Annotated in this window: 15 protein-coding genes; 5 read left to right on the plus strand and 10 right to left on the minus strand. The window is 34.9% G+C overall.

Translation table 11 applies throughout. The features are described from left to right. Positions 1 to 24 precede the first annotated feature (24 nt). Entirely contained in the window at positions 25 to 1,131 is a 1,107-nt protein-coding gene (locus AWV75_RS11950; RefSeq protein WP_060874665.1) for a DUF2891 domain-containing protein, read from the minus strand. A 187-nt stretch (positions 1,132 to 1,318) separates the two neighbouring features. Here AWV75_RS11950 and AWV75_RS11955 point away from each other — a divergent pair, with 187 nt between their 5' ends. From AWV75_RS11955 to metG, 5 genes are all read left to right on the plus strand, one after another. Beyond that, on the plus strand, positions 1,319 to 1,885 hold the full coding sequence (locus tag AWV75_RS11955) for a hypothetical protein (RefSeq protein WP_060874590.1): 567 nt from the start codon (positions 1,319 to 1,321) through the stop codon (positions 1,883 to 1,885). Positions 1,886 to 1,888: 3 nt separating this feature from the next. After that, a complete protein-coding gene (locus AWV75_RS11960) occupies positions 1,889 to 2,347 on the plus strand; it encodes a hypothetical protein (protein ID WP_060874591.1) in 459 nt (152 codons plus the stop codon). Positions 2,348 to 2,370: 23 nt separating this feature from the next. Further along, entirely contained in the window at positions 2,371 to 2,619 is a 249-nt protein-coding gene (locus AWV75_RS11965; RefSeq protein WP_060874592.1) for a hypothetical protein, read from the plus strand. A 71-nt stretch (positions 2,620 to 2,690) separates the two neighbouring features. Beyond that, a complete protein-coding gene (locus AWV75_RS11970; RefSeq protein WP_060874593.1) occupies positions 2,691 to 3,164 on the plus strand; it encodes a hypothetical protein in 474 nt (157 codons plus the stop codon). A gap of 173 nt (positions 3,165 to 3,337) precedes the next feature. Further along, positions 3,338 to 5,398, plus strand: coding sequence for a methionine--tRNA ligase (gene metG / locus AWV75_RS11975; protein WP_060874594.1), 2,061 nt, complete (start codon positions 3,338 to 3,340; stop codon positions 5,396 to 5,398). Between the two features lie 45 nt (positions 5,399 to 5,443). On the opposite strand, the gene AWV75_RS11980 is transcribed toward metG, so the two are convergent. The 9 genes from AWV75_RS11980 to AWV75_RS12020 all read right to left on the minus strand — a co-directional run bounded on the left by AWV75_RS11980 (position 5,444) and on the right by AWV75_RS12020 (position 21,979). Further along, positions 5,444 to 5,878, minus strand: a complete 435-nt coding sequence (locus AWV75_RS11980) for a hypothetical protein (RefSeq protein WP_060874595.1) — start codon at positions 5,876 to 5,878, stop codon at positions 5,444 to 5,446. 279 nt (positions 5,879 to 6,157) lie between these two features. Further along, positions 6,158 to 12,583 (minus strand): FG-GAP-like repeat-containing protein, encoded by a 6,426-nt coding sequence (locus tag AWV75_RS11985; RefSeq protein WP_060874596.1) that lies wholly within the window; start codon positions 12,581 to 12,583, stop codon positions 6,158 to 6,160. Between the two features lie 3 nt (positions 12,584 to 12,586). Continuing rightward, the gene (locus AWV75_RS11990) at positions 12,587 to 13,036 is read right to left on the minus strand and encodes a T9SS type A sorting domain-containing protein (RefSeq protein WP_082711075.1); all 450 of its coding nucleotides are present in this window, start codon (positions 13,034 to 13,036) and stop codon (positions 12,587 to 12,589) included. A 259-nt stretch (positions 13,037 to 13,295) separates the two neighbouring features. Then, on the minus strand, positions 13,296 to 14,246 hold the full coding sequence (locus tag AWV75_RS11995; RefSeq protein WP_060874598.1) for an aldo/keto reductase: 951 nt from the start codon (positions 14,244 to 14,246) through the stop codon (positions 13,296 to 13,298). Positions 14,247 to 14,399: 153 nt separating this feature from the next. Next, positions 14,400 to 17,264, minus strand: a complete 2,865-nt coding sequence (locus AWV75_RS12000) for a TonB-dependent receptor (protein ID WP_060874599.1) — start codon at positions 17,262 to 17,264, stop codon at positions 14,400 to 14,402. Positions 17,265 to 17,369: 105 nt separating this feature from the next. Next, on the minus strand, positions 17,370 to 18,992 hold the full coding sequence (gene pgi, locus AWV75_RS12005; RefSeq protein ID WP_060874600.1) for a glucose-6-phosphate isomerase: 1,623 nt from the start codon (positions 18,990 to 18,992) through the stop codon (positions 17,370 to 17,372). 17 nt (positions 18,993 to 19,009) lie between these two features. Continuing rightward, entirely contained in the window at positions 19,010 to 20,233 is a 1,224-nt protein-coding gene (locus AWV75_RS12010; RefSeq protein ID WP_060874601.1) for a peptidoglycan DD-metalloendopeptidase family protein, read from the minus strand. Positions 20,234 to 20,270: 37 nt separating this feature from the next. Then, a complete protein-coding gene (locus tag AWV75_RS12015; RefSeq protein WP_231738118.1) occupies positions 20,271 to 21,146 on the minus strand; it encodes a tryptophan 2,3-dioxygenase family protein in 876 nt (291 codons plus the stop codon). A gap of 53 nt (positions 21,147 to 21,199) precedes the next feature. Further along, positions 21,200 to 21,979, minus strand: coding sequence for a DUF3108 domain-containing protein (locus AWV75_RS12020; protein WP_060874603.1), 780 nt, complete (start codon positions 21,977 to 21,979; stop codon positions 21,200 to 21,202). Positions 21,980 to 22,026 lie beyond the last annotated feature (47 nt).

Here is a 22,026-nt window from a genome sequence, read left to right on the forward strand (position 1 = left end):
CGCATGGCGAAACCTTTTTTTATATTATTGATGGAGTAAAGCGTATAAGGCAAAAGTACCTAACCAATGACTTCCCATATAATCATCATTTGTAATATTGCCGAAAGAAGATTCGAAATGATGCTTCCCAATGGCTTTTACATGGGCTAACTCTGGTAATTTCTTAGCCAAATCACTTAAACACGTAGCTCTACTGAAATTCAATCCATCCAAATGGACTAAATGCCCATCGGTTCGATCCGATACCTTTCCAATCTCCAACTGAAAATCAGGTTCAAATATTTCGGGTAAAAATGCTGTTAACCATGTTTTAAAGGCAGCTTCATCCTGAATTTTACTCATTAATCTAGCTTCTTCTAAGCAAGGGGATAGAAAATCATGTCCACTCGGTTCAAAAGCTAGATTGCAGTTGATATCTTTCGCATACAAGCGATTCGCCGTTTCAACAAGTAGCTGCTCAAAAGCTGTTTCTTTCATTAAACGCGCATATTCTAAAGACAATGATAAGCCATAAGCTGTATTATCATGTGTTCCCGTGCGAATAGGATAATTCAATTTAGGCAAATAAGTTTCATAGCGTTCCATTAATACTTTTGCTAAAGGCTCTAATAACGCAGCCCAACGTTGTGCATCCTCATCCTCCCAAGTAGCTAAAGCACCATGCAATTGGAATAACCAAGCCCACCCATAGGTACGCTCAAATGTTTTGTTATTGGGATCATCAAAAAAAGCCAATTCTACTTGTACATTTTCTGCTGTAATTAATGCATTCAGGCGTTTGCGAATTTGGTGGGTTTCATTGAGTGCTGGAAAGCGTTTCATCAATTCAATAATCGACCAATACCCATGAACAGATGAGTGCCAATCAAAACAACCATAAAAAATAGGGCGTAGTTGCTTCGGTGTTTTCAAATCTGTATCTGCTCCTAACACTTGCCCCAATTTATTGGGATATTCTTGTTCAATGCAATGTAAAGGCAACGCAATAATTTTCTCAGCCTCCTTGATACTCAATGTCAAAGGAGTAACTTGCTCCACAATTTTCGTTCCTTCCTCTCCTTCTTTTTTCTCTTTAGGAGTACAACCCAATACCAATAATCCAACAAGGGCACCTACACAAATTTTTCTCATGGTTTTACTTTTATTGCCCAATGTAGGAATTATTTGAAAATAAAGACTTCAAAAATTCGAATAATCTTGTTTCCATAGCGCAATAATATCCCACTAACTATTTGATTTTAATTTTCTTACAAAAAAGAAGCGAATCAAAAATTAATACGTTTTAGCCTGCTACTTTTTTGTACATTTGAAATAAAAAATGCAAAAAATCATCGTATCATTTGTAGGCTTATTTTTAGTTGCACTCACAGTTATTTCCTGTGATAATAAATCGCTAAATTCCTCCAAAGCCCTTAGTGCCATTGAAGCATACATGGAAACGCAACCCATATATGAAAGCACAATATTTACAGTAGGCGACACCAAATTGAGACAAAAGAAAGATGCTGCACTTATTGAACGTTATCAACAATTAGCAGATGAAGGGTATTTAAATCTTGCCGATTTTACCGCGAAGAAACGTTTTCTTTCCAAAGACAGCATCTGGCAAGGAACCATTAAGTTAACGGAAAAGGCGCATCCCTATGTATTAGAGCAAAAAGGCAATAAAATCAAAATTAAAACCATCGAATACTTGGTGGATAAAGACAATGGTTTTCAACTGGATGCTAAAGGAAAAAAATCAGCAACAGCTACCGTTATGCTAAAGAAAAACCCAACGCCTTTTCATTTCTTAAAAGAAGATAAATCTCCGCATACGGAGTTTATTACGAAAAAATTCAAAATGAAATACGCAGAAGAAACGGGCTGGAGAATTACAAATTAACACATGGGAAAAAATATTTTCATTTTAGTTTTAATACAGGCACTCATGGCTGTGTTAATGTCCTTTATGATTGCTAAGATGTCTTTTATGGGACGTATGGGCATTACCTTTTTATATCGCGAATACTTGGTACTAAAATCTCCTTGGAAAACAGCGGCACTTATTTTTGCTATTCAGCTTTTTCTCATTGTCATTTTAGCATTCTTTAAGTATTTTACACCTGCTAAAATTGCCAATGCACTTTCCATCTTTACCATTCTTCTTGGTCTTGGTGCGGCCTATTTTACGTACCTCGATTTTACCACTACCTCGCACAAATACATGAAGAGCAATTTTCATATCGGGGTCTATTTATTTTGGGTTGCTTGGATCTTTTCTGCTATTTTCTTTTTATTTTTAAAGAAAAAGAAAGTGGCTTTGACGGATTTAGAGTCAACAACTGCTATTCCAGAAGTGAAATAGTGCTTTAATTTAAACGAATGACTATGAGATTATCAGCTATACTCCCCTTATTTGTTATTGCTTTGGGATTATCCAATTGTACAGACAAAAGCAAAGAAACACAGGAACCACAGTATATCAAACGCGAACAGACTACTTCTACATCAGGGACACAGCCTGTTCAAATTCCCATGCATGGAACAAAAGAAAATAGTTCTTCTGGCATGAGTTCTTTCAAAATGAAAGAAGATATGAAAGAAAATACAACAGAAAAAAATACCGCGGACGAATAAGGTTTAACACGCTGCTATTTTTTTTCCAATAAAAATTAGTTAAGTTTACTTAACAAACCAATAGGCTAATCATGAAAAATTATTTATTTGCGTTATCCACGCTATTACTTTTAGGCTTAACTGCTTGCAAAGATACAGGAAAAGAACCTTCTAATATTTCTATTGATGGGACTACAACAGAACAACCTGCTACACCTGCTGATGGAGAAGCAACACCTGTTCAGAGTACCCCAGCAACAGCAAACCAAGGTGCTGCTGTGGCAAACAACAATATTAACCCTGCCCATGGACAACCAGGACACCGTTGTGATATTCCAGTAGGAGCTCCATTAGATACCCCTCCAGGAGGTGGTAATGCGATGCAAGCTACTGCACAACCAGCAACTAGTAGTCAAGGACAGCCATTCTTAGTGAATGATGAGGCAAAAAACCGCATCATGCAAGAACAAGGAAAACCTGCAACAGCGAATAGTGGAAAAATCAACCCTCCACATGGTCAACCAGGACACAGCTGTGAAATACCTGTAGGACAACCACTACCATAATGTAGTTATTTTATTATTTAATATCCGTAAAAAGGCGAAATCGATTTGATTTCGCCTTTTTTATTGCTTTTTTCGATTCAAAAGAAGACCAAAACACCACAAAATAATCCATTCAACTTCCAGCAATATTGCTTATTTTTGCATTCTTATTAATTTCATATAGAATATAGTTTATGATACAAGATCCGAAGAGATATACGCTAACTGCGGCATTGCCTTATACCAATGGGCCAATCCATATTGGACACCTAGCAGGTGTTTATGTTCCAGCTGATATTTATGCTCGATTCTTGCGAATGCAAGGCAAAGATGTTGCCTTCATCTGTGGAAGCGACGAACACGGGGTGGCTATTTCTATGAAAGCGAAAAAAGAAGGCATTACCCCTCAACAGGTAATTGATAAATACAACGGCATTATCAAACAATCTTTTGAAGATTTTGGTATTTCTTTTGACAACTATTCTCGTACCTCCTCTTCTATTCACCATCAGACAGCTTCTGAATTTTTCAAGAAATTGTACAACGAAGGAAAATTTATTGAAGAGGTAACGGAACAATTATACGACGAACAAGCACAGCAATTCTTAGCAGACCGCTTTGTAACAGGAACTTGCCCGAAATGTGGAAATGAAGAAGCGTATGGAGACCAATGTGAAAAATGTGGTACCTCTTTAAATGCAACGGATTTAATCAATCCTAAATCAACCATTTCAGGTAGTAAACCCATCTTAAAAGCAACCAAACACTGGTTTTTACCATTAGATCAATACGACGGATTCTTGCGTCAGTGGATTTTAGAAGGACATAAAAACGATTGGAAACCCAATGTATATGGACAAGTAAAGTCTTGGTTAGATGATGGATTAAAACCTCGTGCGGTAACTCGCGATTTAGACTGGGGGATTCCCGTTCCTGTTGAAGGTGCAGATGGAAAAGTTTTATACGTATGGTTTGATGCACCTATTGGGTACATTTCCTCAACGAAAGAATGGGCCGCACGCGTAGGAAAAGATTGGGAACCGTATTGGAAATCAGAAGATACTAAATTGGTACACTTCATCGGAAAAGATAATATCGTATTCCACTGTGTTATTTTCCCAGCGATGTTAAAAGCAGAAGGAAGCTACATCTTACCAGATAATGTACCAGCAAATGAGTTCTTGAACTTAGAAGGAAACAAGCTTTCTACGTCGAAGAACTGGGCGGTTTGGTTGCATGAATACTTGGAAGATTTCCCAGGAAAACAAGATGTATTGCGTTATGCTTTAACGGCAAATGCACCAGAAACAAAAGACAATGACTTTACATGGAAGGATTTCCAAGCAAGAAATAACAACGAATTAGTAGCTATTTTTGGAAATTTCATCAACCGTGTAGTAGTATTAACAAATAAATATTACAACGGTGTAGTTCCACAACCACATGCCTTTTCTGATGTGGATATTGCTACTTTACAAGAATTAAGAGCCTATCCAGCTGTAATCGAAAGTTCAATCGATCGTTACCGCTTCAGAGAAGCTTTAGGTGAAGTAATGAATGTGGCACGTTTAGGAAATAAATACTTGGCGGATGAAGAGCCTTGGAAATTAATCAAGGAAGATGCGGATCGCGTTCAAACGCAAATGTATGTCGCTTTGCAAATTGCAGCGGCTTTAAGTACGTTAGCAGAGCCTTTCTTGCCCTTTACTGCAGCAAAATTAAAATCGATCTTGCGCTTAGCAACACCGATTGCCTGGCCTGCCGTTGAAGTAGATCAACCGTTAATTCAACATGGACACCAAATTGGAGAAGCGGAATTATTATTTGCTAAGATTGAGGATGAAGAGGTTCAAAAACAATTGGATCGTTTAGAAGCATCAAAACAGGCAAATAAGGCAGCAAATGCAGTAGTGGAGCCACAAAAAGAAACAGCAACCTATGACGATTTCACTAAATTAGATTTGCGTGTTGGAACGATTGTAGAAGCGGAAAAAATGCCAAAAGCAAACAAACTTTTAGTATTAAAAGTGGATACCGGAATGGATGTAAGAACGATTGTATCGGGAATTGCTGAGCATTTCAAACCAGAAGAAATCATCGGGAAACGCGTAACTGTTTTGGCGAATTTAGCACCACGAGCTTTACGCGGTGTAGAAAGTCAAGGGATGATCTTAATGACAGAAGATGCCAACGGTAAATTGGTATTTGTCAACCCAGATGAAGAGGGTGTAAAAAACGGAGCAACGATTAATTAATTATACTAAAAAAAGCCTGCAAATGCAGGCTTTTTTATTCTTGTTCTATTCTTTTTTCAGTATTGATATAATCTTTTTGGGCTTAAGCATTTGTTTAGACCAAAATACAATAGCTCCATCATACCCTCCTGTTTGTTCTTTTTGATTTTCATCAAATACGTACAGCGTACTTGAAACTGAAGAGTTGAGTTGAAAATACCTAGATCTCACATCTTGAAAAAAACGAGCTTTATCTGTTTTTGACACTGAACAAATAAATGCTATTTTTTTACCTTTCAAATCCAAAGGCTGTCCTTCTTGCTTAAAATAATCCGCTAAGAAAAGGCCTTCCTCTTCACTCAAAATGGACAAACCATTTTGTCCCAAAGTATCCAATTTTTCACACCAATGTTCGGGTATATCTTTCCAATCTACACGAAATTGCTGAGCAAAGCAGCTATAACCCACCAATACAAAGCATAAAATAAAATAGTTTTTCATCTAACACGATACTAAAATAATAACTCAAATATAGAAAGAAATACCAGTGTCCGAATTGATTCTAAAAAATTGAAGACATATTAAGGCAAGAGCTAACGCTATACCCCCTTTTCATCTAGAAACAAAGTGATAAATAAAGTCTTTACTAGTGTTAGAGAAAGTTTCAAAAACGGACTACTCTAATTCTTTTCTGAAAATCAAATTTAACAAAAAAAGGGGATACATTAAAGTATCCCCTTTTTTGATCTAAACTCATAAATATAAGCACTTCTTCTCTTTTTAATTCTGCAAATAATGAGACATATAAGTACGGATACCTATACTTCTCAAATAAGCTTGACCATGCAAGATAAAAGGGTGAATACCAATATTAAAAAAACCTGATCTCATTAATGCAGCACTCGTATGAGTTACACAGCTACTAAAGTATACATTATATTTAGGTGTATCTGTAGATAATTGAAGTCCATATTTTAGAATTTTTGATGTATTAACTCCAGATATCGTAGTCCTCCAAACTTTCGCCTCTCCAATATGATTAGACCAATCTGCGTCACCTGGTACACTTTTAAATGGACTCAAAGAGAATCGTCCCCCCTCAGGTCCAAAAGAGATTATTGATTGATCCTTCATTGTCCCAGGTTCAACAATAGCAGAATGTCCTATTATTCCGTTATGATCTGTAACTAGTTCAGTATCTCCAATATTAGTAGTACTAAATCCAGCCATAACATCATTAATATTAGCTATAGCTCCTAATCCATAAGAAAAGTTTTGTAAAAAACTATTTCGTTTCTTCCCAAGATATCCAAACTGACCAGAAGAAAAATCAAAGGATCCGAATCCAAAACTAACATTGACAGAATTCATTCCTCCCCCAACAAAATTCATTCCCAATGAATATGTAAAAGAAGAGACAATCATAGCTTGAGTACTAGCCATAATAGCTCCACTAGCAGCTACGGAAGCTCCTAAATATCCAGATACACCACCAACAACAGCTCCACTCAACATATATCCCCATGTTTTTAAATTCCCTATATCTAATCCTTTTGCCTCTGCTATTTTATATCCAGTATATCCTCCAATCACAGCACCAATAATAACAGGTGCCCAAAAGAATTCTCCTGATTGATCTACATAAACCAACGGATTATTTAACACATACCCATAACGGTTAAAATTTTGTGTATTAGTTGGATCTTGAACAAAATTATCAGGTGCTAAAAAACGACGTACTACAGGATCATACAAACGTCCATTCATGTGAATTAAAGCCACTCCTTGTAAATGCTCATGCCCCGTATATCCACGATCAATAAAAGTCAATTTACCTAAATCATTCCCCTGTCCATCTTTAACAAAAACTACATTACCCCAAGCATCAAAATGTCTATCTTCAATAATAGCCCCTGTATTGTTCATTACTGTCAAAATACTGCCTAAATAATCACGGTTAACATAATAATACTCAAGTGCATTTTCTCCTTTAGCCATGACAGTGGCAGAATACGCGTCACCATCTAAATAGAAAACAAAATCAACACTATTATTCGTTTTATTGTAATTTACTTCTATACTCCCATCAGATGAATAATAACGTCTTAAAGGACTTTGCTCCTTTGTTGTAGCTAAATCGCCATAATACATCACACTGCGTTGATTATTCGGATTGTAATCAAAATAAATATTTTCTTTTCCTTCCTCTTTAATCCAAACAGGATTCTTCGATGTATTATATAATACCCTTTGTTCTGGACGCACTTGATAGTATGATTGAGCTACTGGGGCTAAGTCAATTGACTCTAACTGATAGGATATTGTACTAGGATACCCATACTCACCTATTGCATTACTTTCTATACGCCCTTTATTGTCATACATTTGTGTTTCTTGAACTCCTACTTTATTTGTAAATGACGTTAATCGATCTAAATCATCATAACCAAAAGTTTCTGTACGATTATTAAATGCCGTTGTTCTTCTTGTTCTACTCATTAGGTTCCCTCTAGTACCATCAAACTGATAACTTAAATTGAATAGATTTAGCATTCCATCTTTTATACTACTTGTTTTTGGATATCCATAAATATCATAACCCTTAGTAAGCTCTAATCCATTTCCTAACTTTATTTTTAATAATTGACTATTTTCATTCATACCTTCTTTAGAAGTAAGTACTTGATTAGTTAACGCATCAAGAACTTGCCAATGGAATCCATTTTTGTACTGGTGTTTTATTTTCTTCTCAGCAGATTTGCCATGTGATATTGCTGAAAATATTTCTTCTGATTCTCTACCAAATTCATCAAAAACTATTTTTTTTCCAAATATTCCAAATGGTGTACTCTCAAGTGTTTTAATGAGTCTATTCTTATTATCATACTCATAATTATTGGTGTAATTTTGTCCATTAACAATAGCAATAGAAGAAATTAATTGTTTTGTAGTTTCTCCATAATTATAATTAATTTCAGTATTATTATTATCTCCAATAATTTTTTTACTCACTAATTTCCCAAAACCATCTAAGATGAATTGAGTCGTTCCTTTAGGTGATATTTCTTTAATTAATTCTCCAAAAGCATTATAGGTATAAGTATAAGTGCCTGCTGAAGGGTCAATCAATTTTGTTTTTCTACCCCATCCATCTTGCTCTTGAGATACAACAATATCTGCATAATTAGCAGACTTTAAATTTCCATTAGAAAAATAAACATACTTAATTTCTCCTCCTGCATCCTTTCTACTTGTTACATGACCTACTGAATTAACTTTCGTTTCCTTTACAGAAACACCATCGTTTACTGTTGTTGTTGTTACAGAATAAGTAGATGTAATTTCTTTTCCTTTACTTGTTTTAAGTTTACTTACTCTACCTTTTTTATCATAAATTGTCTCATTCCATAAAGATGGAATATTTCCAAAATAGTTTTCACTTTCTTTAATCAATCGATTAAAAGCATCATATTCAAATGATTTACTTACAATTTCACCTATTACATTTTTAGCTGATGTTTGTATTATATTGCCTTTTCTATCATATTTTTCCTTACTCCATATACCTGTTTCTGCTGTTTTTGTAATTTCAGATCCTTTATTCGTTTTTACATAGTTGATCGTATTTTTTTTCCCTAGATAATCCGTAGTATTTGTTGGTTGTTCCCAACTATTATAAACATATTGTGTTTTATGTCCCAACTCATTTGTCTTCTCAGTTAAAACTCCGCGATTACTATTGTATTTATACTCTGTTTTTAAACCTTCAAAATTTGTTTCTTCAGTTAAAAAACGTCCATAATGTCCATATTTATAGGTTTTTTTTCGCTCAGGTAAATTCCCTGCTTTCATACTCTTTTCTACCATATTACCAAAGGAGTCATATCCAATTTTTTCTTTGAGAATTTCAGTTGAATTATTCCCTTTTTTCGACACTTCAATTACATTTCCTTTCTCATCATACGTATAACTATCTTCTGTGATAAAACTACTCTCTCCTGTAACAATTTGCGTATATTTCGATTTCACCAATCGACTCATAAAATAGTTCGGATTTGCAACTCCATAAGCATAGGTATTTTCGATTGTCTCTGTTTTTTCTGTAATAGTTCCTGGTTGACCAACTAATGAAAGACCTTTAACTAATTTATATAAAGATGTTTGCTTAATTATATCATTATAAGAATTGTATACATTCGTTGTTTCTTTCATAAAAGAGTCTGAAAACAACAATCCTCCTAAATTACTTTCCTTTGTTTTTGTTAATTGCGCTTTAAAAACTTTATTCGTCAATAATTCTGTTTGATACTCATAGTTTATTATACTTTCATAAGCCTTATTTCTAAACATTGTACCAGGTACAAGTACTTCTGTGAATTTATCCCATTGGTTACCTGCAATTACACTTTCTTTTTTCAACAAACCTCTATTGATAATGTCAAACTCTTTGATATTTTTAAACATATTCTCAGGTTTATCATACCAATTAGTACTAACATTTCCCTTAAAGCCTATAAATCCAAGGCCATGAAGATTAAAAACAGGTGAAGCATAAGCAAATGATTGATATAAATTATTTGTACCATCAAAAACCCGTACTCTTGATACAACTGACATATTAGGCAAGAAGTTAAGTTCAGCTAAAGGATACTGCACTGTCCTTGTATCAAATTTTTGAAAATGAGAAAAATCTAAATTTTGTTGATCAATACCATATTGTCCATATTGGATTTCAGTAACCAATCCATCACTTTTTATTTCCTTAAGCAATTTATCTCGATTCGTATTATGCGACAATTCAAATTCGATAATCGCACCACTCGCAAAAAAGCCAAGTCGATAATTATTTTTCGAAAATGCAAAATTTCGATTGGGCGTCAAATTAAACGGTATAGGGAAATATATTTTGTCTCCATACATTTGCATTGTTATCCCCAGTGATTCTGTCCAATAATTATCTCCATCCCAACTAGAACTTTTAAATTCTCCTCCTCCCATATTTTTCATAACCAATACCCCAACTATTGACCCCACATAACTAGTAAACGGAGTGTTCTTAGCAATTTGAGCATTGGTTGAAATTTGAATAATATCCGTTTTTCCATCATTATCGATATCATCACAAATAATAGTCTTATAATTTCGTAAACCCCTTAAACCAGTATTTTCAAATATTCTATTATGATCATGGTTATATCCTGTTGGTTCGCAATAAAAACCTCTATCCGCATTTTTTCTCTCGAAACTTGTTCCTGTACTATAATAAAAATAAGAAGAATACTGATTAGCTATTAGCAAATCCAACTTACCGTCTCCATTGAAATCACCAATGTGGATTTGGCTGTCTTTTGTGATAGAATCATCTGTATATTGGTAAGTCAATTCTAATTTATTCGTAATAGAATTTATTGTATACAATAATAAAGCCCCTTTATTAATTAACAAGACATCAGTTTTTCCATCACCAGTGAAATCTTGAGTTATAATCTGAATAGCATTTCTATGACGTAAGAAACCCAAATGAGTCATCGTAGCTCCTTCATTTCTATCCATATTTAGTAAATAAACATCCTCCGATGAATGATAGTAGACCTTATCGGTTCTTTCTCCATAATAATCACATAACTCAATATAGCTTTCTTCATATTTCTCTATAGCTAAAACCCCTGTCTTCCCACTTCCAGTAAAATCTCCAATATAATAATCTCTATCTGGAACAAACTGAAGGGTACCTCCACATTCAAATGGGCTACTAAAATCTATAAAAGTAGCAGGAAAATTAAAGGTCTTTGAATAATCCTCTATAATGTTATTGTTCTCAAATTTATTAACGACTATCTTATTATCAATTATGGTTACCCAGCTATCCTTGGGCTGCAATTCATTATTTTGGTTTACTCCTGTAAAGCGAAAAATATTTTTAAATTTTGCTCTATCATTAATTAATTTATACGTCCCTGTTTTTTGATTACTTACAGATGTATTGAATACCCAATATTCTGCTTTAGAAGTGTCATATAAGAGATAGTCTAAATCACCATCACCATCAAAATCACCTGTAACGATACTATGTGTCTGTGCAGTTACATCCTTCTCCAAATTACTATTTGTAACCCGAGAATAGAGTTGTGTCGTACTTTTGACTTTTCCATCTGCTCGATCATATACAAATTCAAGTGGAGCTAAGGATTTTTCGTCTATTCCATTAAACTCTTTTATACTCTTTAATTGTAAGTACCCTAGCCACAACTTGTCATACTCTAATTGATACGATCTAAAAACTTGTCCTCCACTTATTGCTTCAATTTGAGTCAAATATTGATTATTGCTGAATTTTTGCCCCCCTACATAAAATTCGTCAGTAACATCATTCCTTCTGTCATAATAAAACTTAACTTCATTATCATATAATCTAAATGTAGGTTTTACATCAATATTTACTTGTTGTGACTCCGTTACTTGTTCAGAATTAGGTGTAGGTGTAAGAACAACGTCGCCCGGATTAGTAATTATTGACGAAAGTCTTGATACATATTGAATTGACGAAATAAGTAAAATACCATCCTTTTCTTCATATTTATAGACTAAACTATTATTTGAAGCATCCTTCCAACTGTCAATACTATAGAGGAGCTTTGAACGAGAATTATCTGTATTTCCGTAAGTAGCAACACTACCATTTGGATACTGTACCTTAAAATATCGAGGTCCATAACTTACTCCATAAGGAGACACCCCATGAGAGGTAATTTTAAGATTTGAATAATTTTCGGTTTGATACTCTGCTCCATCTCCTCCATAAGTTCCTGATTTTAAAAGTAAGCGCTGACCATCTAATGCAAATCGATCCGAAGCAGAAAAATCGACAGCGCTCTTTTTTCCATCGTGATATAAAGTAGAAGGTACTCTACTTATACCAGAAACACCAGAGATTGACCATCCTAATCCAACTATACCATTTGCGGCCTGACTATTATAAACTAAGTTTATAGTAGGTTCTACTCCATTAACTCCTTTTGGGACTTGAATCGGAACAGTATAAATAGCTGCACCTACCAAATCAACGTTTAGGCTACCTTCTGTTTTTCCAATTGGGTTATCATTAACGGGGAATGGGATTGGATTATCTGGTAAAACCACCACTTGACTATACGATACAATAGCAGTGAATACACTACACAGTAATAATAAGTATTTATTTCTCATCGCTTATCGTTTAATGATTGTAATATTTTCTTTCGTTCCATCTTGATAAAAGACAACCATAAAATAAGACCCCTTAGGCAATTGATCAAATCTTACTTGGGTCTGATTTTCAAAAGAAAGATTTCCGATTTGTTGTAGCACTTGATGATTAGCCGTGTACAAGCTGATGGCAGCTACTTCTTTATACACTCTATCCCATTCTACATACAACACATTTTGAACTGGATTGGGATAGTATTTCAATTTAGAATCCTCATAACCAAACATTTCTTGCTCAGTTTGAGTATCCTCTCCATTTTCGAACATTGACCTCGCAACTGGCGTCATGTCAATTTCAATGCCTCGATAAATTTGATTTCCTGCACTATCATACTCAAAAACCACCTTAGTAGGTAACTGTTGAGCTAAAGCAACTAAAGGAAACAAAACCATTAGTAAGACAATTTTATTCATTGTTTAAAAAATTAAGTTAATTATTTCGCGAAATTAAGTTAATTTATCCTTTAAAAAGCACAGTGTTTTTATTTTTAAACATAAATAAAATAAACTTTACTGTTATTTAATATTAAATATATAACATGTTAATATTTTATTAATAATCAACTAATAAGAAACAGAAATCTCCTAATATTTTTTACCATTGAAAAAAAATCAAAAAAAAAAGTCCAGTTAAAAAACCAGACTTTTATATTTAACATAAACTATGTACTCCTTACTTCCTTTGACTTGCTGTTTCCAATGCAGCTAAATCATCAATATCCAGCTGAATAGCTGTTGAACGCACAAGACTTTTCAATTGGGTTGAACTGGTTGCACTAACAATTGGAGCTGTAATTACAGATTGATGCAACAACCAAGCAATTGCTATTTCCGCACTTGTTGCTTGATGTTTTTGAGCCGTTTTCGCTAACGCATCTAAAATGGCTAACCCTCGATCATTTAGATACTGTTCTACCATCATTTTTCGAGCACTTCCTTCTAAATCTGCAGCTGTTCTATATTTCCCAGATAAGAAACCACTAGCTAAAGCAAAATAAGGCGCTACAGCCAGCTTTTCTTTCACAACAATGTCTTGATACTCCGTTTCAAATTGTGCGCGATCATAGAGGTTATACAGTGGTTGTAGGGCAATATATTTTGTCCATCCTTTGGCTTCTGCAACTTGATTACTTTCAAGTAAACGCGCTCCACTTAGATTAGATGCTCCAAGTGCACGAACTTTTCCTGCTTGAATCAGTTCTTGAAATGTTCCCATGATTTCTTCTACTCCAACATTCACATCATCGTGGTGGGAATAGTATAAATCAATATAATCCGTACGCAATCGCTGTAAAGAAGCATCAACTCCATCGACAATCTGTTGTCTAGTCAACCCTTTCTCTACGCCTTTCATACCTCCCCCTACTTTGGTGGCTAATACAATATCTTGTCTCTTTTTACTCTGTGCGAACCACTTTCCCAAAATGCGTTCGGACTCTCCTCCTGTATTTCCTTCTACCCAGTGAGAGTAGCTATTCGCTGTATCAATAAAATTAATGCCTTGATCATGTAATTCATCTAACATGCGCAGCGATGCTGTTTCATCTAAAGTCCATCCAAATACATTTCCTCCGAAGCAAATTGGAGCAATACTCATATCCGCATTTAAATTCTTTCTTTTCATGGTGTTTTGGTTTCTGTTATTTTTTGTAGTTTAATTCATTGACTAGACCCTACTAAACTCCATAGTGGAGTACCTTTGTCCTAACTTACAAAATACAAAAAAAAGGACGATTATAAAAATAATCGCCCTTTTTTAGTTTATCAAAATAACTTACTAGAAGTTAAATCTCATTGTAAAGTTCCATGTTCTACCAGCTCCTAACATTACTTCGTTACGAACATCAATTCCTTTCCAAGTTTTGCTTTCAGGAGTTGCTTCAATATTTGTTCTTGCAGAAGAAATATAAGTTGTATCGAATACGTTATTTACGTTGAAACGCATAGTCAAAGCATTTTGTTTTTCTTTTCCGACTTCCATACGGTAAGATACTCCAGCATCCCATAAATTAAATGCAGGTAACTTCATTGAACCGCTTTTTTCTCTTGAATCTGTTTTTTCAACATCTAATGAACCATAGAAATTATCATTGTATCGGTAGTTAGCGTCGATTTTCAATCCTTTAACAATTTCATAGCTAGCTCCTAAGTTAGCAATTAACTGAGGTGCTCCACCCACTTTTGCTCCGTCAATATATAAAGTCTGTGTTTTAAATCCAGACTCTGGTTCTCCTGGTTTATTATATATAGGTTGATTCGTTTCTTCGTTATAGTACGTTCCTGTAACATTAGAAGCATACTTCCAATCTCCCCATGAAAATGATCCTGTAATGGTTAAACGATCCACTGGAAAGTAAATGAAGTCCATCTCCATACCTGTATGAATCTGTTCAACTCCAACTAAAGTAGCATATCCATTTGCATCAACAATACTTCCATCAGCCCCCATATCTTTAACTTTAGAAGTTACTCGCGTCACTCTATCTTTCCAAGATGTTCTATACAAGTTCAAATTAGCTCTTAATTTATGGCTTCTATATCCATAACCTGCTTCTAAACCAAACACCTTTTCATTTGTCAAATCAGGATTCACAGTATTTGTATTATTCAAATACACTCCATTATTCATAAATGGTTGACGAGAAAAATAACCTGAATTCACGAAAACATTGTGGTTTTCATTAATGTTATAATTTGCTCCTCCTTTAATACTACCACCTAAGATACTTTCCCAATCCGTTTTGTAATCTTTTGCTCCTTGAGCAGTAGAACGATCATAGCTAAAATAGTCAACACGTTGCATCCATTGGTTTGAAATAGCTCCTTGTACAAATACTGATAAATCATCTTTAGAGTATTCAACTTGTCCAAATCCACCTAACCATTTCACATTACCATCATTGTGGTATCCAACTTTTTCTCTATTATTCCAATTTACCCATGGGTTCATTGAAGCTTTAGCATCATACGTTTGATTTACGATATAATGTTGGTTATTATTATTCTTATTCTTAGCTACATAAAAACCATCAGCTCCCATTAAATTATCTATTAATTGGTAGTGGTAACCTTTGTAAATACGTCCATCTAAACCAAAATCAACCGTCCAGTTTTCATTTACTTTCGCATTTAAATTAATTACCGTACCATACCAGTCATGTGAGTTGATACTTGAACGACGAGCCCAACCTCCTCTATATGCTTTTGTTTTATTGTCAAAATCTGTAATATAGTATCCTTGTTGACCTGGATTCATAGGATCATCCATTAAACTATTACTTGTACCAGGTCCAAATGGTTTTTTATCTTTACCAATTTCTTTCCAATCCTCAATAATTTCTCCTCTATTCCAAGCAGCAATATCATCAAAACGCATATGTCCGTTAGCATCTCTTACTTCTGTACCAAAGTCTCTGTAACCATTTGGTCCTCCACCAATTGTTCCAGTTCCTCCACCACGTCCCCAAGATCCGTAGAATACTGCACCTAATGTCCAAGTTTCGTTAATATTGAAATCATAGTTGATAGACATTACAGGTTTGTTATAGTAGTTCGATTTAAAGTTAAAACGTTCACCATTGTAAAATCCAGTATCCGGGTTGAATCTTTTATTCATTTTCCCATCATTCCATTTTTGGATATTTTCGATAGAAACTGAAGTTGATCGTTGATCGTGATCTTGTTTCGCACCAGTAAATGTGAATTGAACATTGTGACGAGAATCTTTTGATTTATACCCTAAACCTAAGTAATAATTATATCCTTCAAATCCTGTTCCTTCTACATATCCATCTCCTCTTGTATAACCTAATAAGATTGAAGCAGATAATCCATTCTCTAATACTCCTGTATTATAAGAAGCTAACCCTTTAAAGTAGTTTTCATTTCCAATACCTGCAGAAATAGATCCACCTTCTTTTGCATCTGATGTACGTGTCAAAACGTTAATCGTTCCTCCAACAGAAGAAATTGCAATCTTAGAAGAACCTAAACCGCGTTGTACTTGCATTGCAGAAGTTACGTCTGATAAACCTGCCCAGTTTGACCAGTATACAGCTCCACCTTCCATATCATTAACAGGCATACCATTAATTAATACAGCTACGTTTCTTTGGTCGAATCCACGAATATTAATATTCGAGTCTCCATAACCTCCTCCACCTTTAGAAGCATATACTGAAGGTGTAGTGTTTAAAATTTCAGGAAATTCTTGAGATCCTAATTTTTCTTGAATTTCAGCTGCCTTGATTGTAGAAACAGCAACTGGTGTTTTACGGTCTTTTGCAACGTCCGCAACTCCCATGATTACAATGTCATCTAACATGTTTTCATCTGGGTTAACCACAATGTTACCTAAGTTCGCAACTTTGTTAGCATCAACGGTAAAAGCAACCGTTTTTGATTGATAACCAATAAAAGAGATAACGACTTCTCCTTTATCGCTATTAACGTTTAAAGTAAACACTCCATTTGCGTCTGTCGACACTCCATTTTGTGTTCCTTTCACCAATACAGTAGCTCCTGGTAAGCTCATTTTAAGCTCTCCATCGATAACCGTACCCTTTACTTTGTTTTGTGAAAATGCAGATGTCGACGTAATAACCATTACGATAAACAACATCCAGTTCTTCAAGTTTTTCATTTTGTAAGTGTAAGTGATAATTAATTTCACGGCAAATGTACAAAAAGAAAATCCTATAATGTTATCTAATTATTAAATTTTATGTGTATCCCAATTTATTGAATTCTAAATACTTCTGTTGGTTAGGTAGTAATTCAGCAAAAAGGCTGTAGAACTGTCGTGTTTCAATACATTATTCGAAATAATTTCACGCTGAATATTTTTTGCTAAAACCTTGCCATATTCCACGCCAAATTGGTCAAAACTATAAATATTCCATATCACTCCTTGTACAAAAGTCTTATGTTCATATAAGGCAACCAAGGCTCCTAATGTTTCTGGAGTAAGTTTATCAATCAACAACGTATTCGAAGGTTTGTTTCCTGAAAACTCTCTAAAGTTCTGAATTAATGCATCTTCCTCTTCTCCTTCACGTGTAGCTGCTTTTCCATTCAACAAGGCTTCTGTTTGTCCAAAAAAGTTAGACATCAAAATCGTATGATTGGTATCTTGATCCGAAAAAGGATTGACAAAGCCAATAAAATCAACAGGAACTACTTTCGTTCCTTGGTGAAATAATTGGAAAAAGGCATGTTGAGCAGATACACCCACCTCACCCCAAATTAATGTTCCAGTTTCATACGACAATTGTTCTCCATTGCGATTCTTATCTTTTCCATTACTTTCCATAATCATCTGTTGCAGATGGGCAGGAAATTTTTCTAGAAATTGACTATACGGCACAACTGCTTCGGTCTGGTACCCATAAAAATTATTATACCATACGCTTAATAAAGCACAAATAACAGGAATGTTATCTTGAAAAGGAGCCGTTCTAAAATGCTGATCCATTTTATGTGCACCTTTTAATAGTTGTTCAAAGTTGGCATAACCAATAGACAACGCAATCGACAATCCAACGGAGCTCCAAAGCGAGAATCGCCCTCCGATATAATCCCACATCGGAAAAATAGTAGATCGATCAATACCATAAGCAACCGCTCGTTCCACTTCTGCAGTAACCCCTACTAAATGTTTGGCTAAATCCTTTTGTTCTACCGTTGCTGATAGCCATTGTACAACTTTATCTGCATTTAATACTGTTTCTTGCGTGGTAAACGTCTTAGAAACAATCAAGACTAACGTAGTTGCAGGATTTAACTTGTTTAATACCGCATACAAATAATCGTCATCTACGTTAGAGATGAAGTGGGTATTTAAGTGATTGCGATAATTTTCTAGTCCATTTACCGCCATCTTTGGCCCTAAGTCCGATCCTCCAATACCAATATTAACAACATCCGTAAACGGTTGTCCTGTACTTGAAAGATAACGTCCTTCGACCACTGCTGTTACAAAATGCTCAATGCGCGTTCTTGTCTCTTGAATTTCTTCTAGCACATTGACACCATCCACCACAATTGGCGACGCTTGAGTAAAATCGCGTAAAGCCGTATGCAATACGGCTCTATTTTCTGTTTTATTTATCTTACCTCCTGTAAATAAAGCTTCAATTGCTTGTTTCAATTGTACTTCTTCACCTAATTGAAGCAAATAAGACAGGGTTTCTTTTGTAATTTTATTCTTAGAATAATCGAGCAAAAATGCGTCAAACTGAATATTAAAAGAATTCCCTCTACTAGCATCCTCTTGGAAGAGGTCTTGCATTTGGATGGACTTCATTTGCTCAAAGTGCTCACGTAGCTTGATCCATGCAGCAGTACTAGTAGGATTAATAGATTGTAACATTTTACTTGAAACAGAGGTTATTTATTAAATTTTTCTTTAATCACAGCATCTAACTCTGCTTTTAAAGGTTGAATATGCTCTTTAAAAGCGGGGATATCTTTTTTATCCATGGGTTCTGAGTTTGGTAAAACCTGTCCTAGAGGATCTACTTGTACTCCATTTTTCCAAAAGCGATAGCACACGTGTGGTCCTGTAGCTAATCCCGTACTTCCAACAAGTCCGATAGATTGCCCTTGTTCTACAAACTGTCCTTTTCTCACTAAGATCTTAGACATGTGCAAATACTGTGTGGAATAAGTACCGTTGTGTTTTACCTTCACATAGTTTCCATTTCCTGCCGTATATCCCGTGCGTTCTACCACTCCAGAAGCTGTCGTCATAATCGGTGTTCCTGTTGGAGCAGCATAATCCGTTCCGTTATGTGATTTCCATGTTTTCTGAACGGGGTGGAATCGACTCTTCGTATATCTTGAGGTAATTCTAAAGAACTTCAATGGTGCTTTTAAGAACATACTCTTCATGGGGCGTCCTTCTTCATCGTAATAATCCTTGCCTTTCGCTCCAGATCTTTGGTATGGAAAGGAATATAAATCTTTTCCTCTGTAGTTGAAATAGGCCGCTTCTACTTTTGAAATTCCGACATAAACGGTATCGTTAATGTATTTTTCTTCAATTGTCACAGCAAAGCGATCTTCTGGTTGTAATTTAAAGAAGTCAATCGACCAAGCGAAAATTTGCGACATACGCGTTGCTAGTGATTGATCCACTCCTTCTTTGCTCAAACTCATCGATAGCGATCCATCAATTGTAGAGGCAACCGTTCTTCTTTTAATCGTTACAGGATATGTTTTTGTATAAGCGGTAATCGTATCGCGCAGATCAATCACTTGATAACCTGAAATATTAGGATGATAAACAAAGGCAGCTAATTTATCAGGGTTATTTTTGTATTTAATCAACGTATACGGTTGTCCTGCTCGAATACCTCGAACATTGATTGTGTCTTTTACTTTGGTAACAATATTGTGTACGTCTGAAGCATTGAGGTTATAATTGCCAAAAATCTTCCCCAGGTTATCTCCAGACCTAATCGTATCTTCTGATACCACATAGTCCTTCAAATTAAACCCATACAATTCAGCGACAATCTCCTCTACTGTTTCATTTTCCGTATCCGTACTCACTTCCATTTCTCCTTCTTTTTTACAAGAAGAAAAGAAAAGTAAGCCTGCTAACAACATAAAAATTTTATACTTCAAAACTTCCTTTTTTCTATTTTTAAACCAATCCTTTACCCCAATTTGCTAATTCCTCTTCTGACCATAAGGCAGGGAAAAATATTCTCTTTTGATACTCTGGCAGCATATATTTTTTCCAATCACTCCCACCAGTAGCTTCTTTCGTTACTCCTGTACTTTCTAAATACTTTAGTGCTGTTTTGTAATGCCCAATCACCCAAGTAACATTAACAGTATAATCGTAATGTTTCATCGCTTGAATTAATGCTGGACATGCTTGCGCTTCTTTAGGAAGTTCAACAAATTTCTGCCATAAATTTGTTTTTTCATAATCTTTCATTGCTTTAACAAAAGTTTGACTGTATTTTTTTTCAAACGCACCAAGCAAATAGGACTTTTCACCTGTCTTGTAATTTTTACCTGCTGCTTGCCAATATAGATATTCTAACGCTTCTTCTTCCGAAATATTCTCCGGTAAATCGCGAATAAATCGCTTATCAATTAAATTAATCCAATCGGTAGAAGCAAATTCGATTAAACGATACTGTGCACTTTGGAATCCGCTAGCAGGAGCTAGTGTATTTCTGAACTTATTATATTGTTCTATATCCATTCCATCTCCCATAATGCTAAAAGAATTAGTCAACATATCAAAATATCGGCTAATTCTCATCAATTTATCGGTAAAAACATCCACGGCGATTGGTGCAGGTATGGCTAATTGCTCCATTTCCCACAAAATCATTTTAAACAATAATTCATTGACCTGGTGGTACATAATAAACACCATTTCATCTGGATATAAGGTACGTTGAATTTGCAGTCCTAATAGGGCATCTGTTTGAATATAATCCCAATACGTCAAAGGCTTGCCATATAACAAACCTTCTAAATGTACATTGGGATTTTGGCCCATTTGGGTGAATTTTTCTTCTAAATTTTTTATATGTTGATGGGTAATATCATTCATTACTTTTCTGTTTTTAACGTTGAAACTAATCCTTTGTATTCTTCTAAATCTGCTTTTAGCGAACCAACGGCTAAACTTGCTTTGATTCGCAATGGAACTTTATTCGCATCAGCAGATACCCAAACCGTTAGACTTTCTTTTTCTTTGAACACACGTCCTGCCATTACATAAGGTCTAAAACTCAAAGCTTTTACCTTTCCAAATTTAGTTTTTAATTCTGTTGTACCTAGGTATAACAATTTAAAACGAAACACTTCTCCATCGAAAAACATATCGATTTCAACGGCTTCATTCTTTTTTAAATTATCTAATTTCGGGTGATTTCTCAGGTAATAAAAAGCGGACACAATATCCTGCACCTCATTAACAATAGGATAGGTACTTTCTTTCTTTTTCTCGTAATCTTTAACGAGAACATTTTTCTTGGAATAATCAAAGAAACCTTCTTGATCTTTGGTATACCCTCCCTCGTCAATTTTACGAATAAAACGATGGGGTACAACTTGATCTTTCTCAAAATAACTTTGATAGTCGTCATATACTTTGAAGAAAACCTTAGAAAGCCCTGTAGTATAGCCAATACCTTTGGCATGATACATACTTTTTCCTTTGTAAGTTGTTTCAGATAAGGTCAGTTCAGCAATACCGGCATTCAAAATACCATACGACACTCTGAATTTCAAGTACTCTCCTGCTTTAAATGCTTGAGGCTTAGTTTGTGCAAAAGTAGTTAATGCACTTAATAGGATGGTATAAAAAACAAATAATACTTTTTTCATAGTTGGCTAATTTTATTCAAAAATAACAAACAAAAAAACCCAGTCAA

This window comes from Myroides odoratus, from assembly GCF_001549985.1.
Taxonomy (GTDB): Bacteria; Bacteroidota; Bacteroidia; order Flavobacteriales; family Flavobacteriaceae; genus Flavobacterium; species Flavobacterium odoratum_A.

Coding starts and splice junctions, on each gene's coding strand:
- AWV75_RS11950 (WP_060874665.1), bottom strand. CDS start 1,131: ATGAGAAAAATTTGTGTAGGTGCCCTTGTTGGATTATTGGTATTGGGT.
- AWV75_RS11955 (WP_060874590.1), top strand. CDS start 1,319: ATGCAAAAAATCATCGTATCATTTGTAGGCTTATTTTTAGTTGCACTC.
- AWV75_RS11960 (WP_060874591.1), top strand. CDS start 1,889: ATGGGAAAAAATATTTTCATTTTAGTTTTAATACAGGCACTCATGGCT.
- AWV75_RS11965 (WP_060874592.1), top strand. CDS start 2,371: ATGAGATTATCAGCTATACTCCCCTTATTTGTTATTGCTTTGGGATTA.
- AWV75_RS11970 (WP_060874593.1), top strand. CDS start 2,691: ATGAAAAATTATTTATTTGCGTTATCCACGCTATTACTTTTAGGCTTA.
- metG (WP_060874594.1), top strand. CDS start 3,338: ATGATACAAGATCCGAAGAGATATACGCTAACTGCGGCATTGCCTTAT.
- AWV75_RS11980 (WP_060874595.1), bottom strand. CDS start 5,878: ATGAAAAACTATTTTATTTTATGCTTTGTATTGGTGGGTTATAGCTGC.
- AWV75_RS11985 (WP_060874596.1), bottom strand. CDS start 12,583: ATGAGAAATAAATACTTATTATTACTGTGTAGTGTATTCACTGCTATT.
- AWV75_RS11990 (WP_082711075.1), bottom strand. CDS start 13,036: ATGAATAAAATTGTCTTACTAATGGTTTTGTTTCCTTTAGTTGCTTTA.
- AWV75_RS11995 (WP_060874598.1), bottom strand. CDS start 14,246: ATGAAAAGAAAGAATTTAAATGCGGATATGAGTATTGCTCCAATTTGC.
- AWV75_RS12000 (WP_060874599.1), bottom strand. CDS start 17,264: ATGAAAAACTTGAAGAACTGGATGTTGTTTATCGTAATGGTTATTACG.
- pgi (WP_060874600.1), bottom strand. CDS start 18,992: ATGTTACAATCTATTAATCCTACTAGTACTGCTGCATGGATCAAGCTA.
- AWV75_RS12010 (WP_060874601.1), bottom strand. CDS start 20,233: ATGTTGTTAGCAGGCTTACTTTTCTTTTCTTCTTGTAAAAAAGAAGGA.
- AWV75_RS12015 (WP_231738118.1), bottom strand. CDS start 21,146: ATGGGCCAAAATCCCAATGTACATTTAGAAGGTTTGTTATATGGCAAG.
- AWV75_RS12020 (WP_060874603.1), bottom strand. CDS start 21,979: ATGAAAAAAGTATTATTTGTTTTTTATACCATCCTATTAAGTGCATTA.